The organism is Methanosarcina spelaei (assembly GCF_002287235.1).
GTDB classification, from domain to species: domain Archaea; phylum Halobacteriota; class Methanosarcinia; order Methanosarcinales; family Methanosarcinaceae; genus Methanosarcina; species Methanosarcina spelaei.
Window position 1 is genome coordinate 20,385 of sequence record NZ_LMVP01000046.1, and the last position, 21,530, is coordinate 41,914.

The 21,530-nt window shown below is 40.4% G+C and carries 18 protein-coding genes; 7 read left to right on the plus strand and 11 right to left on the minus strand.

Annotation, left to right across the window (positions count from 1 at the left end; genetic code table 11):
- Nucleotides 1-255: 255 nt before the first annotated feature.
- From ASJ81_RS03830 to ASJ81_RS03845, 5 genes are all read right to left on the minus strand, one after another.
- Nucleotides 256-714: an Hsp20/alpha crystallin family protein gene (locus tag ASJ81_RS03830; RefSeq protein ID WP_095643323.1), complete on the minus strand. Its 459-nt coding sequence runs from the start codon at nt 712-714 to the stop codon at nt 256-258.
- Nucleotides 683-868 (minus strand): hypothetical protein, encoded by a 186-nt coding sequence (locus tag ASJ81_RS03835; RefSeq protein ID WP_095643324.1) that lies wholly within the window; start codon nt 866-868, stop codon nt 683-685. Before ASJ81_RS03835 ends, ASJ81_RS03830 begins: the two co-directional genes overlap by 32 nt.
- A 714-nt stretch (nt 869-1,582) precedes the next feature.
- The gene (locus ASJ81_RS03840; protein WP_095643325.1) at nt 1,583-2,014 is read right to left on the minus strand and encodes an N-acetyltransferase; all 432 of its coding nucleotides are present in this window, start codon (nt 2,012-2,014) and stop codon (nt 1,583-1,585) included.
- Between the two features lie 383 nt (nt 2,015-2,397).
- Nucleotides 2,398-2,568: a hypothetical protein gene (locus ASJ81_RS22565; protein WP_170943178.1), complete on the minus strand. Its 171-nt coding sequence runs from the start codon at nt 2,566-2,568 to the stop codon at nt 2,398-2,400.
- Between the two features lie 774 nt (nt 2,569-3,342).
- Nucleotides 3,343-3,765, minus strand: coding sequence for a nucleoside 2-deoxyribosyltransferase (locus ASJ81_RS03845; RefSeq protein ID WP_095643326.1), 423 nt, complete (start codon nt 3,763-3,765; stop codon nt 3,343-3,345).
- A 1,146-nt stretch (nt 3,766-4,911) separates the two neighbouring features.
- Here ASJ81_RS03845 and argC point away from each other — a divergent pair.
- The 7 genes from argC to ASJ81_RS03880 all read left to right on the plus strand — a co-directional run bounded on the left by argC (nt 4,912) and on the right by ASJ81_RS03880 (nt 12,979).
- Nucleotides 4,912-5,925 (plus strand): N-acetyl-gamma-glutamyl-phosphate reductase, encoded by a 1,014-nt coding sequence (gene argC, locus ASJ81_RS03850; protein WP_095643327.1) that lies wholly within the window; start codon nt 4,912-4,914, stop codon nt 5,923-5,925.
- Between the two features lie 77 nt (nt 5,926-6,002).
- Complete coding sequence (locus ASJ81_RS03855; RefSeq protein ID WP_095643328.1) at nt 6,003-6,467, plus strand: CBS domain-containing protein; 465 nt, start codon at nt 6,003-6,005, stop codon at nt 6,465-6,467.
- A gap of 18 nt (nt 6,468-6,485) precedes the next feature.
- The gene (gene argJ / locus ASJ81_RS03860; protein ID WP_095643329.1) at nt 6,486-7,673 is read left to right on the plus strand and encodes a bifunctional ornithine acetyltransferase/N-acetylglutamate synthase; all 1,188 of its coding nucleotides are present in this window, start codon (nt 6,486-6,488) and stop codon (nt 7,671-7,673) included.
- 332 nt (nt 7,674-8,005) lie between these two features.
- Nucleotides 8,006-9,475 (plus strand): ADP-specific phosphofructokinase, encoded by a 1,470-nt coding sequence (gene pfkC, locus ASJ81_RS03865; protein ID WP_095643330.1) that lies wholly within the window; start codon nt 8,006-8,008, stop codon nt 9,473-9,475.
- Nucleotides 9,476-9,591: 116 nt separating this feature from the next.
- The gene (locus ASJ81_RS03870; protein WP_095643331.1) at nt 9,592-11,022 is read left to right on the plus strand and encodes an ADP-dependent glucokinase/phosphofructokinase; all 1,431 of its coding nucleotides are present in this window, start codon (nt 9,592-9,594) and stop codon (nt 11,020-11,022) included.
- Complete coding sequence (locus tag ASJ81_RS03875; protein ID WP_095643332.1) at nt 11,000-11,851, plus strand: DNA-3-methyladenine glycosylase family protein; 852 nt, start codon at nt 11,000-11,002, stop codon at nt 11,849-11,851. The genes ASJ81_RS03870 and ASJ81_RS03875 overlap by 23 nt, the downstream gene beginning before the upstream one ends.
- Nucleotides 11,852-11,929: 78 nt before the next feature.
- Nucleotides 11,930-12,979 carry a PDDEXK nuclease domain-containing protein gene (locus ASJ81_RS03880; protein WP_095643333.1) on the plus strand — a complete coding sequence of 350 codons (1,050 nt, stop codon included), beginning with the start codon at nt 11,930-11,932 and terminating at the stop codon, nt 12,977-12,979.
- 499 nt (nt 12,980-13,478) lie between these two features.
- On the opposite strand, the gene ASJ81_RS24370 is transcribed toward ASJ81_RS03880, so the two are convergent.
- From ASJ81_RS24370 to ASJ81_RS03905, 6 genes are all read right to left on the minus strand, one after another.
- Nucleotides 13,479-13,598 carry a hypothetical protein gene (locus ASJ81_RS24370; RefSeq protein WP_338037351.1) on the minus strand — a complete coding sequence of 40 codons (120 nt, stop codon included), beginning with the start codon at nt 13,596-13,598 and terminating at the stop codon, nt 13,479-13,481.
- 35 nt (nt 13,599-13,633) lie between these two features.
- On the minus strand, nt 13,634-14,680 hold the full coding sequence (locus ASJ81_RS03885; RefSeq protein ID WP_095643334.1) for a lysylphosphatidylglycerol synthase transmembrane domain-containing protein: 1,047 nt from the start codon (nt 14,678-14,680) through the stop codon (nt 13,634-13,636).
- A 379-nt stretch (nt 14,681-15,059) separates the two neighbouring features.
- The gene (locus ASJ81_RS03890) at nt 15,060-16,202 is read right to left on the minus strand and encodes a UDP-N-acetylglucosamine--N-acetylmuramyl-(pentapeptide) pyrophosphoryl-undecaprenol N-acetylglucosamine transferase (RefSeq protein ID WP_095643335.1); all 1,143 of its coding nucleotides are present in this window, start codon (nt 16,200-16,202) and stop codon (nt 15,060-15,062) included.
- Entirely contained in the window at nt 16,174-17,004 is an 831-nt protein-coding gene (locus tag ASJ81_RS03895; RefSeq protein ID WP_095643336.1) for a phosphatase PAP2 family protein, read from the minus strand. The genes ASJ81_RS03890 and ASJ81_RS03895 overlap by 29 nt, the downstream gene beginning before the upstream one ends.
- Nucleotides 17,005-17,384: 380 nt before the next feature.
- Nucleotides 17,385-19,436 carry an S-layer protein domain-containing protein gene (locus tag ASJ81_RS03900; RefSeq protein ID WP_095643337.1) on the minus strand — a complete coding sequence of 684 codons (2,052 nt, stop codon included), beginning with the start codon at nt 19,434-19,436 and terminating at the stop codon, nt 17,385-17,387.
- A 1,107-nt stretch (nt 19,437-20,543) separates the two neighbouring features.
- Nucleotides 20,544-21,068 carry a winged helix-turn-helix transcriptional regulator gene (locus ASJ81_RS03905; protein WP_095643338.1) on the minus strand — a complete coding sequence of 175 codons (525 nt, stop codon included), beginning with the start codon at nt 21,066-21,068 and terminating at the stop codon, nt 20,544-20,546.
- Between the last annotated feature and the right edge of the window lie 462 nt (nt 21,069-21,530).

Genomic DNA, 21,530 nt, shown 5'->3' on the forward strand with positions numbered 1-21,530 from the left:
CTTGCAGATTCTGAAAATTCATGGTCTTTGCAAGATTTTACGAGTCTGGAAGCGGATGCTTCGAATAGAAAGGTAAATAAAAGAGTATTTGAGTTTTGTTTTACTGCGGGCAGCCTGCAGCTTTCAAATTCCTATTCCTTAGCCTGTCCGCAGATGTTTTATGGAGCTTGAGATTTTTTCAGGATAAAATCAAGTTAAAATCCGGTTTATCCGGCTTATAGTATTGTGGTATCGAGTATTGCCCTGAATACCGGTTTATTCAATCTCGATTCTCTTCCCAGCTACAGGTTTTGTTTTCGGTAGCGTAACAGTTAAGACACCGTTTTTGAGCTGTGCACTTGATCCTTCTTCTGTTACGCCGTCGGGAAGAGAAATTTCACGGTAGTAACGCATGAAAGACCGCTCTTTTCTAAGGTAACCTTCTTTTTCAGCCTCTTGTTCTTTTCCTTTCCCTGCGCTGATTACCAGAACATTATCCCTGAGATTTAGTTCAACATCTTCTTTGTCAATTCCAGGTAGATCGGTTGTCACAACGACTTTCTCGTCTTCTTCAATAACATCAGTCAGCGGAGAGAAAGCTTCGTTTCCGAATCGACCTTCCGTTGCAGGAAAAGCTCTGAACATATGTTCCATATAGTTCTGCATCCTTCTTATCTCATCAAATGGGTCCCAGCTATACATATCACGGTCTGTTCTTTTTATTGGAAATTTCATATACAGATTCCTCCTTATTCAATTCCAGGACTCCTTGATCGTAAGCTTTCCCTATTTCGGATTTCAGGATTGCTTCTCTTTCGGTTTTCCTGGGTTTTATTTGTCTTACAGTGGTTTTGATCTGTAAATTTAGTCCAGAACAGTTATTATCCATCTCTCCAGAGAACAGCCTGAATTACGGGAAAGAAATAATGACGGAGGTACGTTTTTATCTTACCCGTTTTTTACAGGCACGATAATGAGAGTTCAAGACTCCCATACTCTTTAGGAGAAAGGGACAAATCCGTTTTTTGAAGGCGGTACAGGTTCGTCTTCGGTCTGTTCGCAGATATTTATTAAGTAACTGAGGGGTAGTACTTACAGTCCTTATTTAATTGTTCTGTATTAAAGATATTATTCCCAAGTTACTATCTTATAGATAGTAATCTCAATATTTATACTTTTCGCTCAAATCTGCCCAATAACTCGAAAAATAGTTTCTGTTTAGGAAAAGTAACTTTAATTTTAGGGAAATTACAAAATTTTCGAGCAAAATTGGTTTTAAACTGGATCTTGGAACTGACTTAAGTTATATAATTTATTTCAGTCGAATACCCCGCTAGCTTGCTGCGGGGATGGAAACTTCCCCGGTAACCGTTGATAATAATAAAATTTCTCAATTCCATTTTCGATTACTAACTTCTGCTCACACTAAATTGTTTAGGGTTATTATTTCCTTTAACGGAATTTTGAGCGGTGGCGCGAACATACCCCGTTGCTTGCAGCGGGGTGCGCCAGCGCAACTTTGATTTATATATTTTGATCTGACATTACATTACAACTATGTAAATTTTTGGAGAATATGCTCATCTGATGATATACCGATTTTTTATCGAACCTGTTCCCATTCCATTAAAATCTGTACGCAACCTGTATACTCATCAACTTCCTCGCTAGCTGCCACAAACCCACATTTTTTATAAAAGTGAAAAGCACGTTCATTTTCTTTGTAAACTTTGAGGGATAACTTTCCTTTCAAGGTTTTTGCATGTTCGAGAAGAGCTCTGCCGATTCCTCGACCCTGCATTTCAGGTGCTATGAAAAGAGCGCAGACGTGTTCCCCAACAAGGGAGATGAATCCTGAGATCTGCCCTTCTTCTTCGAAAATAAAGTTTTCGGCGAGTGGAAGGTACTTCTCCTTCATTGTACTCTTTTGTGAAGCCCAGAACGAGGCAGGAATAAAGAAATGGGCAATAACGGAGGCTTCGTACCAGATCCTAACCATTTCTTCAAGATCGGTTTTCTCGTAACTTCGGATCAATTTATCGACTTTCCTTTACATTTTGGACCATTCTATCAACTTTCATTTATTTTTCGGATCAACTTGCTGTTTCCCTGGAATTTCTAACACTTATTGGTTTTCCTTAACTGAAGATCATTTTACCGCATTTCTGTTCATTAGAGCTTCTTTTACCTATGAAGCTAAAAGAATGCGTTCATAAAATCAAATACTCTAACCTCAAGAAACCTGAGAATTTCTGAAAACCACTGAGTATAAAAACTGTATAAAAAAAATTCAGGAAAACACAAGTTATATATATAGTGAAAATAGTCTAAAAAATGCCAGACCGAAAGGGCTTCGGCCTGAAAAATAACTTTCATAAAATATGTCCGAATCAAAAAAAAGTCGGACTTGCTATTATTTCATTCCATTGACTCGATTTGGCGGATCAAGTCACTGGTATATCTTTCGGAGAACTTCACTTGTGGACTGAATGGAACGATCTTTACCAGTTTCCCATATCTGGAGACGTACATATCAGGCCCATGTGAAGTTTTCACTTTTGTAAAAGTGTATCCGTTCACAAAGGTCACTATTTTAACCTCCAGTAGTTATTATGTCGGACATTCTATATTAAAATTTTTTTACCTATTAATCGTTATAGATTATATCTTCTGCAATTGAATTTCTTCCTAATTAATCTCAGTTTAGACACTATTACATATTTAAATTAAAAGGAGAGTTTTAACACTTTATTAATATAAAGGTCAGCTTTATAACTCCTTTTCTTGGCACCTTTTGATCCTCTTCGTCCCTTCTCAAAGTTCGAGATATATAAATAAGTCTGCACATCAGGCTTTCAAATTTTTGTACATCAGGTTTTCAAAGCCTGCATCTTTTGCTGCATCTTTTGTCACGCCTATTTCACTCCAGATCCTCTCTCTTGCTCGTTTTATGTATGCCGTCAAATAGTAAAAGTGTAATAAATTAAGGAAAACGATAGTTAGTAAGAAAATGATAGTTAGTAAGAAAATAATAGTTGGGCGTGTTCCCAAGTTATCAAACCGAAACTCTAAACGTTAATAATTCCTTTTAACTTCACGTTCGGAACGGTAGCGCAAACATACCAATAAGCAGTAAGGTGGCGCCAACACAACTTTTATTTCCTGATATGTTATCCGTGATTTTGTCTTCAAGAGTAGTTTCTGGTGAACGGAAAAAGTAGTCAGGTTAACAGAAACTCCAGGCAAAAAAACTGAGACGAAAAATAATTTAAAATCAAAAAAATTTGGGAACAGAATCAGTTGGAACAGAAACAATTGGAACAGAAACAATTGGAATAAAAACAGTTAGAAGCCAGCCCTAAGTTACCGGAATTTTTCTATCATTTTCAGCAGTTCGTCTTCGTCCTTCGCAAGGGCGACTATAGCCATCTCTATCATAAGATTGACAATCCCGTCAGAGAGAGACCGAAAGTCAGTTCGAACCCCAATGACAGGCTTTTCCTTTGCATAAGCGTAGCCTATTTCCCAGGCAGTTCCTGAGTCTACATCCACACCATCAAGGACTGCAACTACAATATCAGAACCGTCCAGACCCTCCACACATTTATTGAATATACACTCTTGATTTTGTTTTTCACGTTCATTTATCGTATCCTCTGCATCTTCCTGGGGTAAAAAAACCGAAAAGCCCTTCTTGAGCAGCAAATCCTTTAATTTGCAGTTATATTCAAGTTCCGCATGGCTGAAGAGTGGACCTGCAAGATAGATTGTCTTCTTCCTGTTCATGATTTTTTCTTCCTGACACTTAAGAGGCTATACATAGCAAATTTTCCTATAATATGAGAGGTTCCAAAGATAAAATCATTTACCTGTGAACTTCCAATTTCCAGTGCTAAGTGCCTTAGCAATTTCCATTTAGAATATACTTATATATTAAAAAATTTAAATCTTACTGATTTAAAATTAAAAATATGAATCGTTGAATTACGAACTAAAGGCTGTAAAATTTAACTTCCTAATAATGTGGGAAGTTCCTTTTATACTTCCTTATGATTAGAGGTCTCTAGCCGGATACCTTGAGCCGGAAAAAATAGACTTCTGATTCTTTATAAAAGTAGGTAATTAACAGTAGGTTTGGAATCAAGTAGAAGTTTTCAGGAAAAATTCTAGGTTATCAAAGTAGATTTTCCTGGATATTTGCTTATAAAAAAATATGTACAGTTCACTTCGCAATCAGATATGAAAGCGAATATCTAATTCATTTTCATTGGTCATCGGTTAAGGAAAAATCGTTATCAATTGCATTGATTTTCATAAAATTTATTAAATTATTCATCAAATGCAAAACTGGAATCTGATATCGATTTCAATTTAAACACTAAACATTTGGGTTTGAGTTTTTCCGTCGAAATCGAGATCAGCAGCTCAAAATCCTTAACCGAATACAAATGAATTCATTTTGTTATTCTATTACGAAAGTTCGTATCTGATTTACTTTACAGTCCGGCTATGAAAAAATATTTACTGATACTGATTACGAAGTGATATTCTATTGATACTGATTACGAAGTGATATTCTATTGATACTGATTACGAAGTGATATTCTATTGATACTGATTACGAAGTGATATTCTATTGATACTGATTACGAAGTGATATTCTATTGATACTGATTACGAAGTGATATTCTATTGATACTGATTACGAAGTTGAGATCTCCTTTGAAAATTGCGTTTGAGAAAAAAGGTATAGCTATGCAGCCGAAATAAATTTTTCGAGCAGACCATCTAATATCAGTTATCGAGTGTATTATCTAATATCAGTTATCGAGTGTATCATCTAACATCAATTACAGAAACAGATTTTATATTTGTTTTTTCCAATAACAAATTTAATTATCTTGTATTAGTATTACACAGGCAGTGACACTTATGATCAAGGCTGGAATAATAGGAGCTTCGGGATATACGGGAGGAGAACTCCTTCGCTTGCTCGTCAACCATCCCAGTGTCAAGCTGGAGCTGGCAACTTCCCGAAGCCTTGAAGGGAAACCTGTAACGAGTACTCACAGGCATCTTGAAGGCTTTCTCGACCTGAAGTATGAAAATCCGGATTCTGAAAATATCAGGGAGCGTTGTGATGTAGTCTTTCTTGCAGTACCTCACGGATCTTCCATGAACTATGTGCCTGAACTGCTTGATGGCAATACTAAGGTTGTTGACCTTAGCGCGGACTACAGGCTTGAAACCTCGGAATTTGAGAAAATATACGGGATAAAGCATAAAGACCCGAGGAATGCTGTTTACGGGCTTGTAGAGCTCCACCCTGAAGTTGAAGAAGAGAATTTCGTGGCAAACACGGGATGTTTTCCTACAGGCGCAACCCTTGCAGCAGCCCCGCTTGCAGCAGCTGGACTTATCGATATTGCGGTTTTTGATTCAAAGACAGGAATCTCAGGAGCTGGGATTTCACCTACTCAAAACTCACATTATCCAAACCTGGCGGAAAATATCATCCCGTACAAACTTACAGCACACAGGCATAGGGCTGAGATTGTCCAGGAGTTAACAGGGTTTGACGAAGATCTCAGAAACATCAATTTCACTCCTCACGTAATTCCGTCTATTAGAGGGATCTTTACAACTGCTCACCTCTTTACAAAGGAACCTCTCTCCACGGACGAAGTAAAGACAATTTACGAGGAATTTTACAGGGATAAGCCGTTTATAAGGCTCCCTTCAGGAGTTCCTTCCTTAACTGCAGTCAGAGGTTCCAACTTCTGTGATATAAGCTTTGAAGCAGATAAGGAAAATAACAGGGTTGTCGTGCTCTCGGCAATCGATAACCTGGTCAAAGGCGCATCAGGACAGGCTATTCAGAATATGAACCTCATGTTTGGGTTAGACGAGACATGTGGGCTCTGGCTGCCTGCTGCGGCTCCGTAAACATAACCAAAGCAAGAAAATATAACTGGTGACGGATTAAATAAAAGAATATAATTTGTCTCAAGGGGTATAGTCAGATGAAGGTAAAAGATGTTATGAATCAGAATGTTGTTTTCTGCAAGCCTGATGATACAGTCCGGGAAGCGGCAAGAGTCTTAAAGGAAAATAATGTAAGTGGAGCACCTATCCTTGAAGGTGAAGAACTTGTGGGAATTATAAGTGAAGCGGACTTGCTAAAACTGCTGATACTCCCCGAAAGGGGGGAACTCTGGCTTCCAAGCCCCTTTGAGGTTATAGAGGTTCCTATCAGGGAACTCCTGGGCTGGGAGGAAACAAAGAAGATGCTTTCTGATGTGGGTTCCATAAAGATAGAAGAGATCATGACAAAGGATGTGCACACAATCTCTTCCGAGGCATCCATTGAAGAAGCATCCGAGCACATGATAAGGCACAGGATCAACAGGCTTCCTGTAACTGCGGATAACCGCGTGGTTGGGATCATTACTCGCGGCGATATTATCGAAGGTCTTGCAAAGCTCTGATGAAAAAGGAGAGTCTTCATGAAGGAAATCGAAGGTGGAATCTGTGCAGTAAGGGGTGTATCTGCAAACGGGATTAAAGCCGGAAAAACGGGATTGACTGTCATTCTTGCAGAGGGACCTGCAGCAGGCGTTTTCACAAAAAATAAAGTCACAGCAGCTCCGGTTATCCTTAGTAAGGGAGTAATCGATACTAAGCACCGTCTTTCGGCTGTAATTGCAAATAGCGGAAACGCTAATGCTTTTACAGGTGACGACGGGTTTCTGGATGCTATGGAAATGGCAGCCATACTTGCCCAAAAGCTTGGTCTTGAGGCTGACACGGTTGCAGTTGCCTCGACAGGAGTGATTGGCAGGAGGCTTGACATCTCCTCAATCGCTGACCGTCTTCCTGAAGTCCTTAAAGGGCTTGGCAGTTCTCCTGAGTGCAGCCGTGAAGCCACAAAAGCAATTATGACCACGGATAGGGTCGTAAAAGAAGTGGCTATCGAGATGGACTGCGGGATCAGGATAGGAGCCATTGCCAAAGGTTCGGGGATGATCGAGCCGAATATGGGGACTATGCTCTGTTTTGCATATACCGATGCGAAAGTGCCTGCTGATGTCCTGGACGCTGCTCTCAGAGTAGCAGTGGGTAAAACTTTCAATATGATCGTGGTGGACGGGGATACAAGCACTAACGACATGGTACTTCTCACTTCCACCTGCAAGTCCGGGATCAAGCCCTGTATGGATTGTCTGGATGACTTTGAAGAGGGGCTGATTTACGTTTTCACCGAGCTTGCAAAGAAAATGGCAAAGGACGGAGAAGGCGCTACAAAACTTATTGAAGCCAGGGTAATCGGTGCAAAAACACATGAAGACGCTAAACTTGCTGCAAAGTCAATTGTACGTTCTCCTCTGGTTAAATCTGCAATTTTCGGAAAAGACCCCAACTGGGGAAGGGTTGTAGCTGCTGCAGGCTATTCAGGTGCCGAACTTGAACAGGAACGGCTTTCTCTCTCTTTCTCAGGAGGAGGAGAAGAGGTTGAACTTGTAAACTCCGGCGAAATTTCCAGTTCTTCGGATCTCGAGCTTTTGAAAAAAATAATGGCAAATGATGAAATTGTCATTACCCTTGACCTTAACCTGGGAAAAGAACAGGCAACAGCCTGGGGTTGCGACCTGACCTATGACTATGTCAGGATTAACGCCGAATATACAACTTAATGCTTAAACGTATCCTAGCTCAGTATTGAGCAGATTTAATGCCGGTATAAGATTTACCGCACTACGAATAACAGTATAAGATTTACCGTACTACGAATAACAGTATAAGATTTACTGCACTACGAATACCAGTATAAGATTTACTGCATTACGGGAATAGGAAAACGGGATTAAAATAAAAAATAGGACTGAAAAACAGGTAGAAGGAAATAAAAAATGTAAGCAAGATCAATTCGAAATATAATCAGAATTACTTCGGGAAAAATCCGGGTTTCCCCTAGTTACTGAAAATTGTTTCAGGTTCAGATCTATATTTCCAGGGGGTTTATCAAGTGGATATACAAGAATGGGAACAGCGCCACAATGACGCTTTTTACAATGTCAAAAAGGCCCTTCCTTATCTGGAAGGTATGTTTGTAGCTTACAATAGTAATATAGATGCAATCAAACACCTTACAGACAAAGAATTGTCCAGACTCATAGGGCTTTTCAACGAGGATGATATTCAGGCAAGAGTTGAGATGTATCCGAGAGAAATAAAAGAGCCTCTGGATTTCATGGCTCGCTTATTGATTTCCATGCGAGAGGGCAAAGCCGCTGAAATTCCTACCCATACCTCAGATACTCATGAATGGCTGAAAGAGAACCTGGGTTTTGACTATGCACGCATGGGCGGTCAGGCAGGAATAATTTCCAATCTTCTTGCCCGCCTTGGGATCAAAAAAGTGGTTGCGTACGTTCCCTGGCTTTCGGAAGAACAGGCAGAATACTTTGTGGCTTCCGAAAACCTTGTGCACCCTAAGGTAGAAGATGGAAAAGTTGTACTTAAACCCCCACGAGAGGCCTTCAAACCCGGAACCGAATCAAAAGTCAACTGGATTTTTGAATATTCCAGAGGCATGGAAATAACATGTGGTGGAAGCAAATTTCAGATCCCAAGAGATAACAGACTTATAATCTCCTCCCGTCCGAAATGGATACGCCTGGATATGAACAGGGAGATCTATGAGCATCTTGACTCAATCTTTCCGATTGACGGAGCAATGCTTTCAGGTTATCAGATGATAAAAGAGCAGTACGAGGACGGGTCTACGTATAAGGACTACGTTTCGCATTCCGTTGAAGTTATTGAGAAACTCAAGGCTTTAAACCCTGAACTCCGTATTCATGTAGAACTTACATCCATTCAGAACCGGGTAATAAGGAAGGCCATACTGACCGAAATCGTTGCCAAGCATGTTCACTCCCTGGGTCTTGATACCGTGGAAGTGGCAAATGCCCTGAATGTCCTGGGACATGAAGAGCTTTCTTATTCCGTGATAAGAAAAGAGGAGACCGGAATAAACTCACTTTATCAGGGAGCTGTTCAGCTTTTAAAGGACCTGTCGCTTGAAAGGGTTCATGTGCATTCTCTTGGCTTTTACATTTGTATCCTTGCAAAAGGCCATCCTCTTACACTTAAAGAACACAGGGACGCTCTGCTCTTTTCCTCAACCCTGGCCGGTGCCAAAGCCCTTAATGGAAAAATTGAGAACCTTGAGGACGCAGAAGCAGGGTTAGATGTCCCGATTTCAAGTAAAGGCATAGAAGACCTTGAGAACTTCAGGGTTTATTGTGTAGGAAAAAAACTCTGTACTCCTGAAGAATTCGAGTACGGATATCTCTATGGGCCTGACCATGATGCGGTTTTAATTCCTTCCAAGGTGGTAGATAAGCCCAAAGCAACAGTCGGAATAGGTGATGCGATCTCGGCAGGAGCTTTTGCAGCCATGCTTGCAAGAATGAAGCAAGATCGGGCATGAAAAACTTGCCTTCCATTCATTTACAACTGCACTCACTTGCCTTCCATTCACTTGCCTTCCATCCACTTCCTTTTGCCTCCACTCGCCTCTATTCCACGGATACAGGAACTGGTTAGATGAACATACTTTGCGGATATAATGTCAATATAGATTCGGTGTACCGAATTAGCGGGATCGAGATTTCGAAACTGCTGGAAGCCTTCGAAGAGGTTGAAATCCTTAATAAAATCAAGAACCCACCCGGAAAAATCTTCTCGGAATCGGATTTTGTAGCAGGGCTTGCCTACTGTATGAAAAACGGATATGGAGCCGAGTGGCTTGTTTTTGAGCAGTCCGTTTTCGAGTTCCTTAAAACCCGCTATTTCGGGAAATCTCTCATAAGAATGGGCGGAAACGCAGGAATAATGGCAAATGCTCTTTCCCAGCTAGGCGCTTCCAGAGTAATTCCTAATGTTGCAGTGCCCTCAAAAACCCAGCTTTCTCTCTTCTCAAAAAAAGCGATCTACTTTCCGGAAGCTCCTACGCAGATAACGGAAAATGAAAGGAAAGAGCCTGAAGAAAATAAAGGTGCCTTTTCCAGCAGTCAGGAACCCATACATTTTGTGTTTGATTTCTCCGAGGGAGCGACATTTTCTCTGTACGGAACCGAGGTTCGGGTTCCGAGGGAAAATCGCTTCATAGCGACCTGTGATCACTTGAATCTCAGGCTTTTTGTCAATCCTGCGTTTGAGCAGTATGCCCTCCAACACGCCTGCGAGCTTGATGGTGTCCTTATATCGGGTTTTCATCTTCTGCTTGAGAACTATCGTAACGGTCTCACTTATGAGACAATTCTTGATGATACTTTCTCCCAGTTAAAAAACTTGAAAACCAAAAACAATAGGCTTCGTATTCACCTGGAATTCGGACATTTTTCAAGTAAAAAAATTGCAAATTCTGTCTTTCTGAAGTTTGAAAAACTTTCAGATAGCTTTGGAATGAATGAAGACGAGCTTTCAATGCTTTATAGCTTACACGGAGTTCCCGAAGAAGGACTTCTACATATGGAGGCAGATGCTATATCCAATGCAGCTTTCAGGCTGGCATCAAGGCATGGGCTTAAGAAGCTAATGATTCATACCAGGGAATTTGTACTGGCTGTGTTTAAAAACGATTTTAATTCGACTCCGGATTCTGAATTTGAAATGGGTGAATCAGAAAATCCAATTTTACAAAGGGCCGTCGGAGAAAAGCTTGAAGCCTTGAGATTCGGAGTCAAGTGTGCAGGTGCGTATGCAGCTTCAGGCAGGCTTGAAGGGCGGGAATTTGTGGAAAAGGAAGCTGCGAAACTTCAGGAAAGCCCGTTTGGAAAGAAACGGATTGAAGCTTTCGTTAAGGCTTTTGATGGAAAAACTTTCGGGCAGGGAGCTTATATCTTAAGGGAGAATTATATTATCTGCATGTTGCCTACAATGCTTTCCAGATCTCCCATAACCACGGTCGGGTTGGGAGATACGTTAACTGCAGGGACTTTTCTCAGGGGGCTTGAGCTGGACGTACAGGCTTAAACCCGAACTTTTTGATCTCAATTATACACTCGACTGCGGGCAGGTTTTCAGATGGGGACAAGAAGGAGACTGGTGGACAGGCGTTGTCGGAGATCATGTTATCCGGCTTTCGCAGGACCAGGATCGACTGATTGTCGATTCAAAGCTTTCGCCTGAGTTTCTTACTCGCTATTTCCGCCTGGACGACAACCTGCCTTCAATCTATGAAAGCATAAACCGGGACCTGTTGATCGACAGGGCGATCCACAAATATCGGGGCTTGCGGTTGATCAGACAGGACCCCTGGGAATGCCTTATTTCTTACATGCTCTCGACAGCCTCAAGTATTCCTACAATCCAGAAAAGAATCTTCCTGCTCAGCCAGTTTTTCGGGCAGGAACTCGAGCCAGGTTATTTCAGTTTCCCTACCTCTGAAACACTTGCAAATGCCGATCTTGCCGAACTTGATAAATGCAAGCTGGGTTTCAGGACGCAGAACGTAAAAGCCGCAGCTCAGGCAGCTGCTTCAGGCGAGCTGGACCTTGACGTGCTAATCCGCCTGGAGTACAAATATGCAAGGGAACGCCTTATGAGGCTTCGCGGAGTCGGGGAAAAGGTTGCCGACTGCGTGCTTCTTTTCGCTTTTGAAAAAATGGAAGCTTTTCCAGTTGATACCCACATCAGGCAGATCATCCAGCATTACCACATAGATGACAGCTATTTTGAGACCTGCACAAACATGAGTTGTATGGGGGACTGGGGAAGGGAATATTTCGGTCAATACTGCGGGTATGCCCAGGAGTATTTGTATTATCAGAAAAGGATGGAAGGGTTTCTATCGCTGTATTAAATTCTCTTCATTATTTATTTTTATTAGTTCTTTTTAGAATAACTGCTGGATTAGATATAAGGGAACAGGAAAAAAGCTATGAACCGTAAAGACAAGAAGGAGGTCGGACAGGCTTTAAATAAATCCCTGATGGTGAGCGAGATCCGCCGGATGATCGAAGAAACCCGTTCGGCGGTGGCGACTGCTGTTAATGCCGGGTTGACAATGCTCTACTGGAATATCGGCAAACGCATCCAGGAAGAAATCCTTAGAGGGGGGAGGGCGGAATACGGACAGGAGATTGTCATTTCACTTGGAAGAGAATTGACTGCTGAGTTTGGTCGGGGATTTGAAGAGAAAAATCTGCGCCGGATGATCCAGTTCGCAGAAGCTTTTCCGGATGAAGAAATTATCGCTGCACTGAGGCGACAATTAAGCTGGACACATTTCAAGATACTCATACCTATTGAAGATTCTCTCAAACGCGAGTTCTATGCTGAGATGTGCAGAATCGAAAGGTGGAGCACGCGTACACTTCAGGAACGTATCGATTCTATGCTTTATGAGCGCACCGCGATTTCACGTAAGCCGGAAGAAGTGATCCGTCACGAACTCTCTGCTCTGAGAGGGCAGGATCAGCTGACACCTGAGTTTGTTTTCCGCGATCCATATGTTCTCGATTTTTTGGGGCTAATAGACCGTTATCTTGAAAAAGACCTTGAGGACGCCATCCTGCGTGAACTGGAATCTTTTTTGCTTGAATTAGGTGCCGGATTCGCCTTCGTTGCCAGACAGCGGCATATCCAGATAGATAATGACGATTTTTACCTTGACCTTCTTTTCTACCATCGATCCCTGAACCGGCTGATCGCTATTGACCTGAAGCTTGGAAATTTCAAAGCCGAATACAAGGGACAGATGGAGCTTTACCTGCGTTGGCTGGATAAATATGAGCGTCAACAGGGAGAAGAGTCGCCTCTTGGAATTATCCTCTGCGCTGGAAAAAAACAGGAACAAATCGAGCTGCTGGAGCTGAACCGTTCCGGCATCCATGTGGCTGAGTATCTAACAGAACTACCGTCTCGTGAACTACTGGCTGAAAGGCTTCACCGCGCCATCAAGACCGCACGGGCCAGGCTGGAAGCATAATGATCCTAAGTTCCGCATTTTTAGGCGCATAAGTGTCTCCTGATATCGGAGTATGCGCTTAAGTTTAAGCACATAATATTTGTAGCAGAATTTCAAAATCGCGGTCTTCTGACCTCGCAGATTCTCATTACTACATATATGCGCTTAAATTTTGGGAACTAAGGAATGATTGGATGAAGAAATAAAATGAAGTAAAGTCTCAGTTTCAATTGCTTAGAAATAAGATCGCAAAAAGAGGTTTTAGCCTACATTCCGCAGATGTACATAGATGTAGAATTTATTTACCTAATTGCCCAAAATAGTCAATTAAATATTGAGTTAATTTTTAATTTACTGCCTCATTGAGATAATTGATGGTACTTTTGTGTACATCTGCGGAAAGTGGGGTTTAAATTAGCTTTTCAAGAATATTTTCTTTTTCATGCAGGAGCAAATAACCCTTTACTTTATTAGCCAATGTTTTTGGCATTTTGGATAATTTATTAATTATCTCAAATTCCTAATTCACACTCTGATGCACCTGTTTTCCAAGGGAGCAGCTCATCAGCCAATCTTCGAAAAACCCTTTTACCGTCGGATACCTGCGCCGGATTTCAAAGACATATTTTCCATTTTCGATATAGACTTCTAACCCTCAAATGCTTCTCATTCCGTTTAAGCTTCATTTTGGGATTGGTTTAAGTACTTCTTAACCAGATCCGTGTCTTTAAGCAACTTAAAACTCACAAATCCTCCTGCAATAATGTTCGTATAAAATGTAAAAGTTCTCCATGCTGCCACTGTAATTCCGAGGATATTTGCCGGTACAAAGATTGAAAAGAGGGAAATTGCAGCAAGTTCAGCCACGCCACTTGCACCCGGAGTCAAGGGCATGACTATAATAATCATGAGCAGAACCTGTACTGCGAAAGAAATAAGTACCGAAGGAGCCTGATTAAGGCCCATAAGAGTTATCGGGAGCGAGGAAAATTCCACTATCCAGTATATGACTGTGAATATCAGCCCATAATACAGGCCTTTACGCCCTTCTGTCAAAAATATATTTATGCTGGAATGAAATTCGTCGATTTCTCTGTCAATTGACTCTGATAATTTATGCAGTTTTTGTTCTGTTTTCTTGCCGCCAAGACGTCCAATCCATCTCATAAGACAGTTTATAGTGAACTTAATAAAGCCAGGTTTCACGGTTGCGTATATCATGAGGGCAAAAACAACTATTGAAAGGACTTCTCCTAATATAATCACAGTATCCAGTCTGGAATCTGACAATATGCCATGGAGAAAATACAGTGAAAAAGGCACAGCTAACAGGATCAGTAGAGCGTCCAGTACACGTTCTCCTAAAATAACTGCAGTAGCCTGTCCAACCGGCATATTTTTCTGTCTAAGGAGATGAATTCTTAAAGGTTCTCCTCCTATTGAAGAAGGCGTAAGCGCTGCAACAAAAGTTCCGGAAATTACCATTTCCATAGAAGTTTTAAGATCTATTTCATGGCCCAATGCAGATGCCATTGATTTTATGCGCAATCCCCAGATATAGAAAGAAAACAGGTGGATAAAAAGCGCAGCTATTACGTATCCAGGCCGAATCTCCCTAACAACTTCAATTGTTGTCTTATCAAAAGTAAAGATAAGAACAAAAACTATCGAAATTATACTGATCAAAATTGAGCTTGTTATCCACTTTGTGTAATTTTTCATGAAAGCACTATCCGTTATTTAACCTTCTTCAAAATTATTAACTGCAATAGTCCATTACAATCCTGATAATAGTCAATTAAAATACTCTGATAATAGTCCATTACAATATCTGATAATAGTCCATTACAATCCTAATAATAGTCCATTACAATCCTAATAATAGTCAATTAAAATACTCTGATAATAGTCCATTACAATACCTGATAATGGTTCATCCTACATTCCGCAGATGTACACAGATGTAGAATTTATTTGCCGATTTGCCATATTATCTCATCAAATCCGATTTTAAGTTTTTAGCTTATTGCCGTATTGAGATAATAAGTGGCATTTTTGTGTACATCTGCGGAAAGTGGGGTTCATCATTATAATACCCTAATTATATTTTTTGACTTATCTTACTATTTGATTCAAGGAGTTCTTTGAATGTTGCGGTAGCATTGAGGTCTTTAGATAAGTTTTTCATAGTTTCAACCTTCTGGTGGATCTTTTCATTCTTTAAAAGCTCTCTTATCGACCGAAGGATCTCTTCCGGAGACGCGTTGTAATCCAGACGTCTGCCATAACCTTCAAGCTCTATCACAGTAGCGTTACTTTCCTGCTCACTATGGTTCATATCCGGAAATGAAAGCACTGGAACCCCGAAAGTAAGAGCTTCCATTATAGTGCTATGTCCTCCTGGAGCGATCACAAGATCAGAAGCCTTGAGATAAGGAAACTGGTCATTAATAAAATGCTCAATTGTAACATTTTCCGGAAGGTTTGAGAAGATTTCAGGATTTAGATTCGGTCCTGAAAGGAGAGTGTAATTTATATTTTTGTCGAGTTTCGCAACTTCGATGACTTTTCTGAATATGGGTTCTCGATACCCAAACCCTCCTATTAAAGATAATACATGGGGTTTTTGTAAGACTTCAGCTTTTACATCACTAAATTTCTCAAGGGTAAGAGGCCCGCTGAAAAACAAATTTTTGGAAACCTTTTCTTCAAAAGCAAGATTCAGCCTGCATACGGTATAAGGCATTGGGAAATCCGGTATTATTATCCTGTCAACTCTTCTGAAAATGCAGTTATAAAACTGCTTAATTACTCCGCCCATTGTTCTTAGGGCAATGCCTCCTTCTTTAAAGAAAGTTTCCATATTTGACTGATTTACTATAAGGTAAACAGGAATTCCTCTGACTTTAGAGGCAACTATTCCTGTAAAATAACTATCTGAAACTACAATATCAGGTTTCTTTTCTTTTAATAAGCTCAGAACCTTAAAAACTGCAAAAATATTCCCGTTTTTCAGGGTAGATATAATTGATCTTTTCAGATTCAGGGAACCGGACTCACCTACAAGTTTTATTTCCGGGGGTATTTCAACGGTCTTATATCCTTTTCTCTCGATAAACTCCTTTGAATAACCATATGCTCCTAAATAAACTTCGTGGCCTGCAGCCAACAACTCCCTACCCAATGCGATACAGCGGCTTGTATGACCTAACCCTTCACCGCATATAAAAATGAGTACTTTCATTTTTGAACCTCTTTTTAAAAATTCGAGTAGCTACAAGATAAGAAATAAGAGCGAGTATAATTCCGCCAATCATATCCGTGATCCAGTGTATACCAAGATACAGTATTGAAAAAAGAATGAAAATGGTTGTTCCTACCGCAAAAACCTTGTAACGCCTGAGATCTGTCTTGAAAAGTATAAACATGGTTGCCATTACCGAAAGTGCTGCATGCAGGCTTGGGAAGCAATTATTAAGACCGGGACTGCAGATGGTTACTATTCCCAGGATGGCCGGATTCAGTTGATATAGCAAAGGGGCCACACCTGGCAACACATGCCCGGTTACATCTACCGGGAAAAATATGTAAAAAACGTAAGCTATCAAATATATAAGCGTAAAAGTAATTGCATATTCTTTAAGAGTCTCATCATTCTGGCTAAACAGGAATAGTATAAATGTAAAGATTAAAAGGAAAGGAAACCCGAGCAGATAAACTACTCCACAAAAATATGTCAGCGTTGGACTGGCCAGGCTCTGGAAAATACTCACTTTAGTGCCTTCCAGCATCAACATATATTTATCATAATTAAGAGAGGGACTGAGACCCAGGAAATTTGAAATGTATCTTTGTGAATCCATAAGTATAAAGATAAGTGTCGCCGAAGCTGCATAAGGTAAAATATCTAAAATTCCAGAGGACTCAAGGTTTCTATAATAATATTTGGGCCGAAGGGTTTCCGGCACAAAAATATAATAACCTACTGGCACTGAAAATATCAGAGACAGCATTATCATAAAGTCTAGTTTATTTGAGGATATCATTTAATGTGCGCCTCAGTGTTTGAATAAATTAATCCGAAGATAGAGATAATTTTGGAATAACTTTCACTGTTATTCGGTTTATTAGGTTTTTTCCATAGAATAAAACAACTATATATTAATTGTGGAGAAAATTGTGGGAAAAGTTACACTTTCTAATCCCAAATATAAGCGCACATATGCATAATGAAAATATAAAACTAATAGATCACGATTCTAAAATTTACAGGCATGTGCTTAAGTTTAAGCGCATACATTGATATCAACATAAATATCAAGAGACATTTATGTGTCTAAAAATGCAAAATCCGTGTACAGCAGTAATTGGGATTTTAGTAAAAATTAAAAAAAGAAGGATTAAGAAAATCCTTCATTCAGATAATTTATCTGTTCTTCCTGACGATGTAGAAGACTGACAGCAGTCCGAAGATTGCCGGAACAATCTCAAAGCCAGGAGTATTGTTCTTTGTTTCGGTGGTGTTGTTTGCAGCAGCTGATGTATCTGAAGTTGATGTAACCGGGGTCTCTGTAGGAGTGCTCGCATTTACATCTTGAGTTTCTTCAGTGCTGTTCTCAACTGGAGTTGGAGTAACACTTGTGTTATCGATACTTGTTGTGTTATCGATGCTGGTTATGTTACTCGAGGTGGTTGTAGTTGTTTCATTACCAAGGGTCTGCTGAACATATGGGTAGTATCTGAGCTCACTGGAGTCAGCGACCTTGAAGTACATTCCCTGTCCTATTTCCTGATCAGAGTCTTTAGTCAGGCTGAATGTATCATCGTTGCTGATGGTGATGGTCGGACCGTTGATAGAAACATCGTTGAGTTTACCGAATTCATCATCAGAGTCGATCTTTATTGCGTTTGCGTAGTCAATGAGCCAGATAGCATCAATCTGTGCAATGCTGTCAACTGCGCCCTGGAAGACCTGATTGACATGTACCTTCAAGACAGGAACATTGTCTTCACCCTGCACGTCGTCAACTTCGCAAGTCCATGTATGATCGCCAGAGTCAGTTGAGACGATCTGGTCATCCACATACTGTCCGTCCTTGTCGAATTCAAGCCAGACCTTATCACCGTCAACATCTACCTGCTTGGCCTGGAGAGAGTATCCGTCACCGAGGTCAAGAGTGTCGCCGGTCTTGAGAGTTTGCTTGTCATCACTGTCAACAACGAGCTTGGCGAGTTTGCTAGCGTCGTTAGATTTCAGCGGGACATACTTCTGTGCAAAGAAACCGAGAACAGGGTACGTTCCATTGAATGCATCATCGGCATCATAATCAACCTTGCTTATAGTGGTGCTGTACTTGAGGCCGTTTTCAGGAATAGTTCTTCCGTCAACACCAGAAACATTCAAAGTTTCGGTTCCAACGTTTTTCTTCAGGTCGTAGAAGAATCCAGCAAAGTTGTCTGGAGTCCAGGTGTAAGGCTGCGTGCCGGAAACAACGGTTCCTCTTACATCATAGGTTCCAGAAGTTGTTTGCTGCTTATAGGCATAGAACCTGAGAGCATCGGAGTCAGCAACCTTGAAGTATAATCCCTGTCCGATTTCCTGATCAGAGTCTCTAGTCAGGCTGAATGTATCATCGTTGCTGATGGTGATGGTCGGACCGTTGATAGAAACATCGTTGAGTTTGCCGAACTCGTCGTCAGAGTCGATCTTTATTGCGTTTGCGTAGTCAATGAGCCAGATAGCATCAATCTGTGCAACGCTGTCAACTGCGCCCTGGAAGACCTGATTAACATGTACCTTCAAGACAGGAACATCGTCTTCGCCCTGTACGTCATCAACTGTGCAAGTCCATGTATGATCGCCAGAGTCAGTTGAGACGATCTGGTCATCCACATACTGTCCGTCCTTGTCGAATTCAAGCCAGACCTTATCACCGTCAACGTCTACCTGCTTGGCCTGGAGAGAGTATCCATCACCGAGGTCAAGAGTGTCGCCGGTCTTGAGAGTTTGCTTGTCATCACTGTCAACAACGAGTTTGGCGAGCTTGTCAGCACCGTTGGACTTCAGTGGAATATACTTGTCTGCGAAGAAGCCAATCACGCTGTAGTTGCCCCAGTCGACATCTTTGTTCTCGTATTCGGCTTTTCCGATTGTTGTTGTATACACTAAACCGTGCTCTCCTATAGTCCTGCCAGAAGTACCGGCAACGTTCTTAATGGAAAGAGACTCGGTTGTTACGTTATCGTCAATATCGTAATAGAATGCTGCAAATTTGTTAGCATCCATTGTAATAGCTGTACCGTTACCGTATGCAGTATTTGCAAGGATGTCGGTTAAACTTGAGCCATTGTACACAGGGCCGCGGATCTCAACTGTACTTGCTGCTGAGGTTGTATTATTATCATCAGCCATTGCGGCGGATGCAAATACAGTCAGAAGCATGAGAGCCGCCAGTGCACTGGCTACAAATCTCTTCATTTTGTTGTTTCCTCCATATTTGTTAAGACCAATTATGTGTAAGAAGAATTGTCGGGATCAATAATTTAAGGGGGTTCACCATTCTTCATCAATCTGAGCTATTTATTACGTCTATTGTCGAAGATAGTTTCGTTTCTCCTCATCCCGAAAATTGGTTTACAGCGTTTTATAAAATGGTGTCTTATAAATCTCTTTTGGTTCAAGATTTGATCAATCTGTGGGTTATTTGTAATTTCCAATAAGCTCCGACGTAATTTAAAGATTTAATTTGTCAACAACACCGAATATTAATAATTCGAATATTGTACTAATGTTCGACAATTGTACTAATCTTCGAATAATGTACCAGAATCGTTATTATGTCTAACGAAGACTGAAAACCGAAGGTTATTGTGGTGAATGATCGGGATCAACACTGCAAAATATTTCGAACCTTCCTCCCTAGGAGAATGTGGCGGAACTTTCTTCCATAGGAGAATGTGGCGGGTTTTCCAAGTTTCTTCCATGTTTCCCGCCACGATAAATAATTTTAACTTTTGTTAAGCGTAAAAGTTTTCGTCCGTTTTTATCCGGTTGATTCTTAAGAACATATATTTTAGCTGACATCTTAATGAAATTTGAGCTCACAATTCAATATTTTCTCGCAAGCATACTTTGAATCTGGTGTATAGGTCATCCACATTAACTAACCAGGATGTCTCAATAGAGTTCAAAACCAGGTAATCAGGACTCAGATAACAAGCCTAACCCAAAAACTTTGATCTTCCAGCAATATCTGACTGATATTTTCCTCACGTTACCTGTAACATGACTTGTGATTCCGTTTAATGCCATATTGAAAGTTTCTTTAAAAAAGCTGAATTTATCGAAAAAAATACTAGAAGCTGTATTTCGATTATACTTGAATATCAACAAACAACAAATCGTCAAATATCAATAAACGATTAAATCGTCAAATATCAATAAACGATAAATCGTCAAATATCAATAAACGATAAATCGTCAAATATCAACAAATGATAAATAATCAAATATCAGCAAACGGTAAATAATCAAATATCAGCAAACGGTAAATAATCAAATATTAATAAACGATAAATAATCAAATCATTTAGAGTTCTTGAATTCCCACATTTCGATAAAACCGTCAACCAGAGTATCAAGAAAGCTTTCTTTGTAGCATACAAGGAGCTCTGCAATCGCGTGCGGGTCAACGATTGTGAATTTACTTATTCTGCCGTTTTTTTCCTTTTCAATTATTCCGGCTTTTACAAGCTTGTTCAGGTTCCAGGAAACAGTTGAAGGAGAGAGGCCAACAACCTGAGAGAGTTCTTTGTTATTCAGGTCCGGATTATTGAGAAGCTGAAGAAGGATGTGCCTGCAACCTGATCTTCTTAAAAAAGACATTATTTTTCTTTCGGTTTCGCTTAAGCTCCTGTCTTTTACGAAATAACGTACGTAATCTCCATCATTCGAGGCTCTTATCAAATTTTTCTTTTCCAGGCACTGAAGGTGGTACTGCAGGTTGCCAACTACCATCTGCAGCCTCCGCTCAAGTTCCCGGAAGTGAATCCCGGGAGATTTTTTTATTTGTTCATAAATTTTTCTTCGTGTCTCGAGTTCAAATTCCATTTTACTCTACTCTTTTGTGATCATAGAAAGGAAAAACAATGCAAGGACGACAAAATTAAGTAAACTTCCCCAAATTTCGGGGTACTCACCCGCTTGAGGGAAAAAAATATCTGCTGCATCCAGGAAATTCATTGTTGAATAGAAAAAAAATGCTGAAGATAAAATAAAAAATTTCTTTCTACGCTCTCGACGATATGCAAGATAGGAAATAACAAAAAGGATTAACGCTAATAGACTCGATACGAGTTGGATTATTTGTTCAGGTTCGGTCAACATGGACTTCAGTTACCTCCTTCAACGCAATACATTAAACGGAGTACATTAGATTAAACATTAAAAATCAAGTTTTGGGATACGCTCCATAAAAAATAGACTTCTGGCTGTTTTGGATGATTTTATTGGTCCTTTGGATGATTTTATTGGTTCTTTGGATGATTTTATTGGTTCTTTGGATGATTTTAT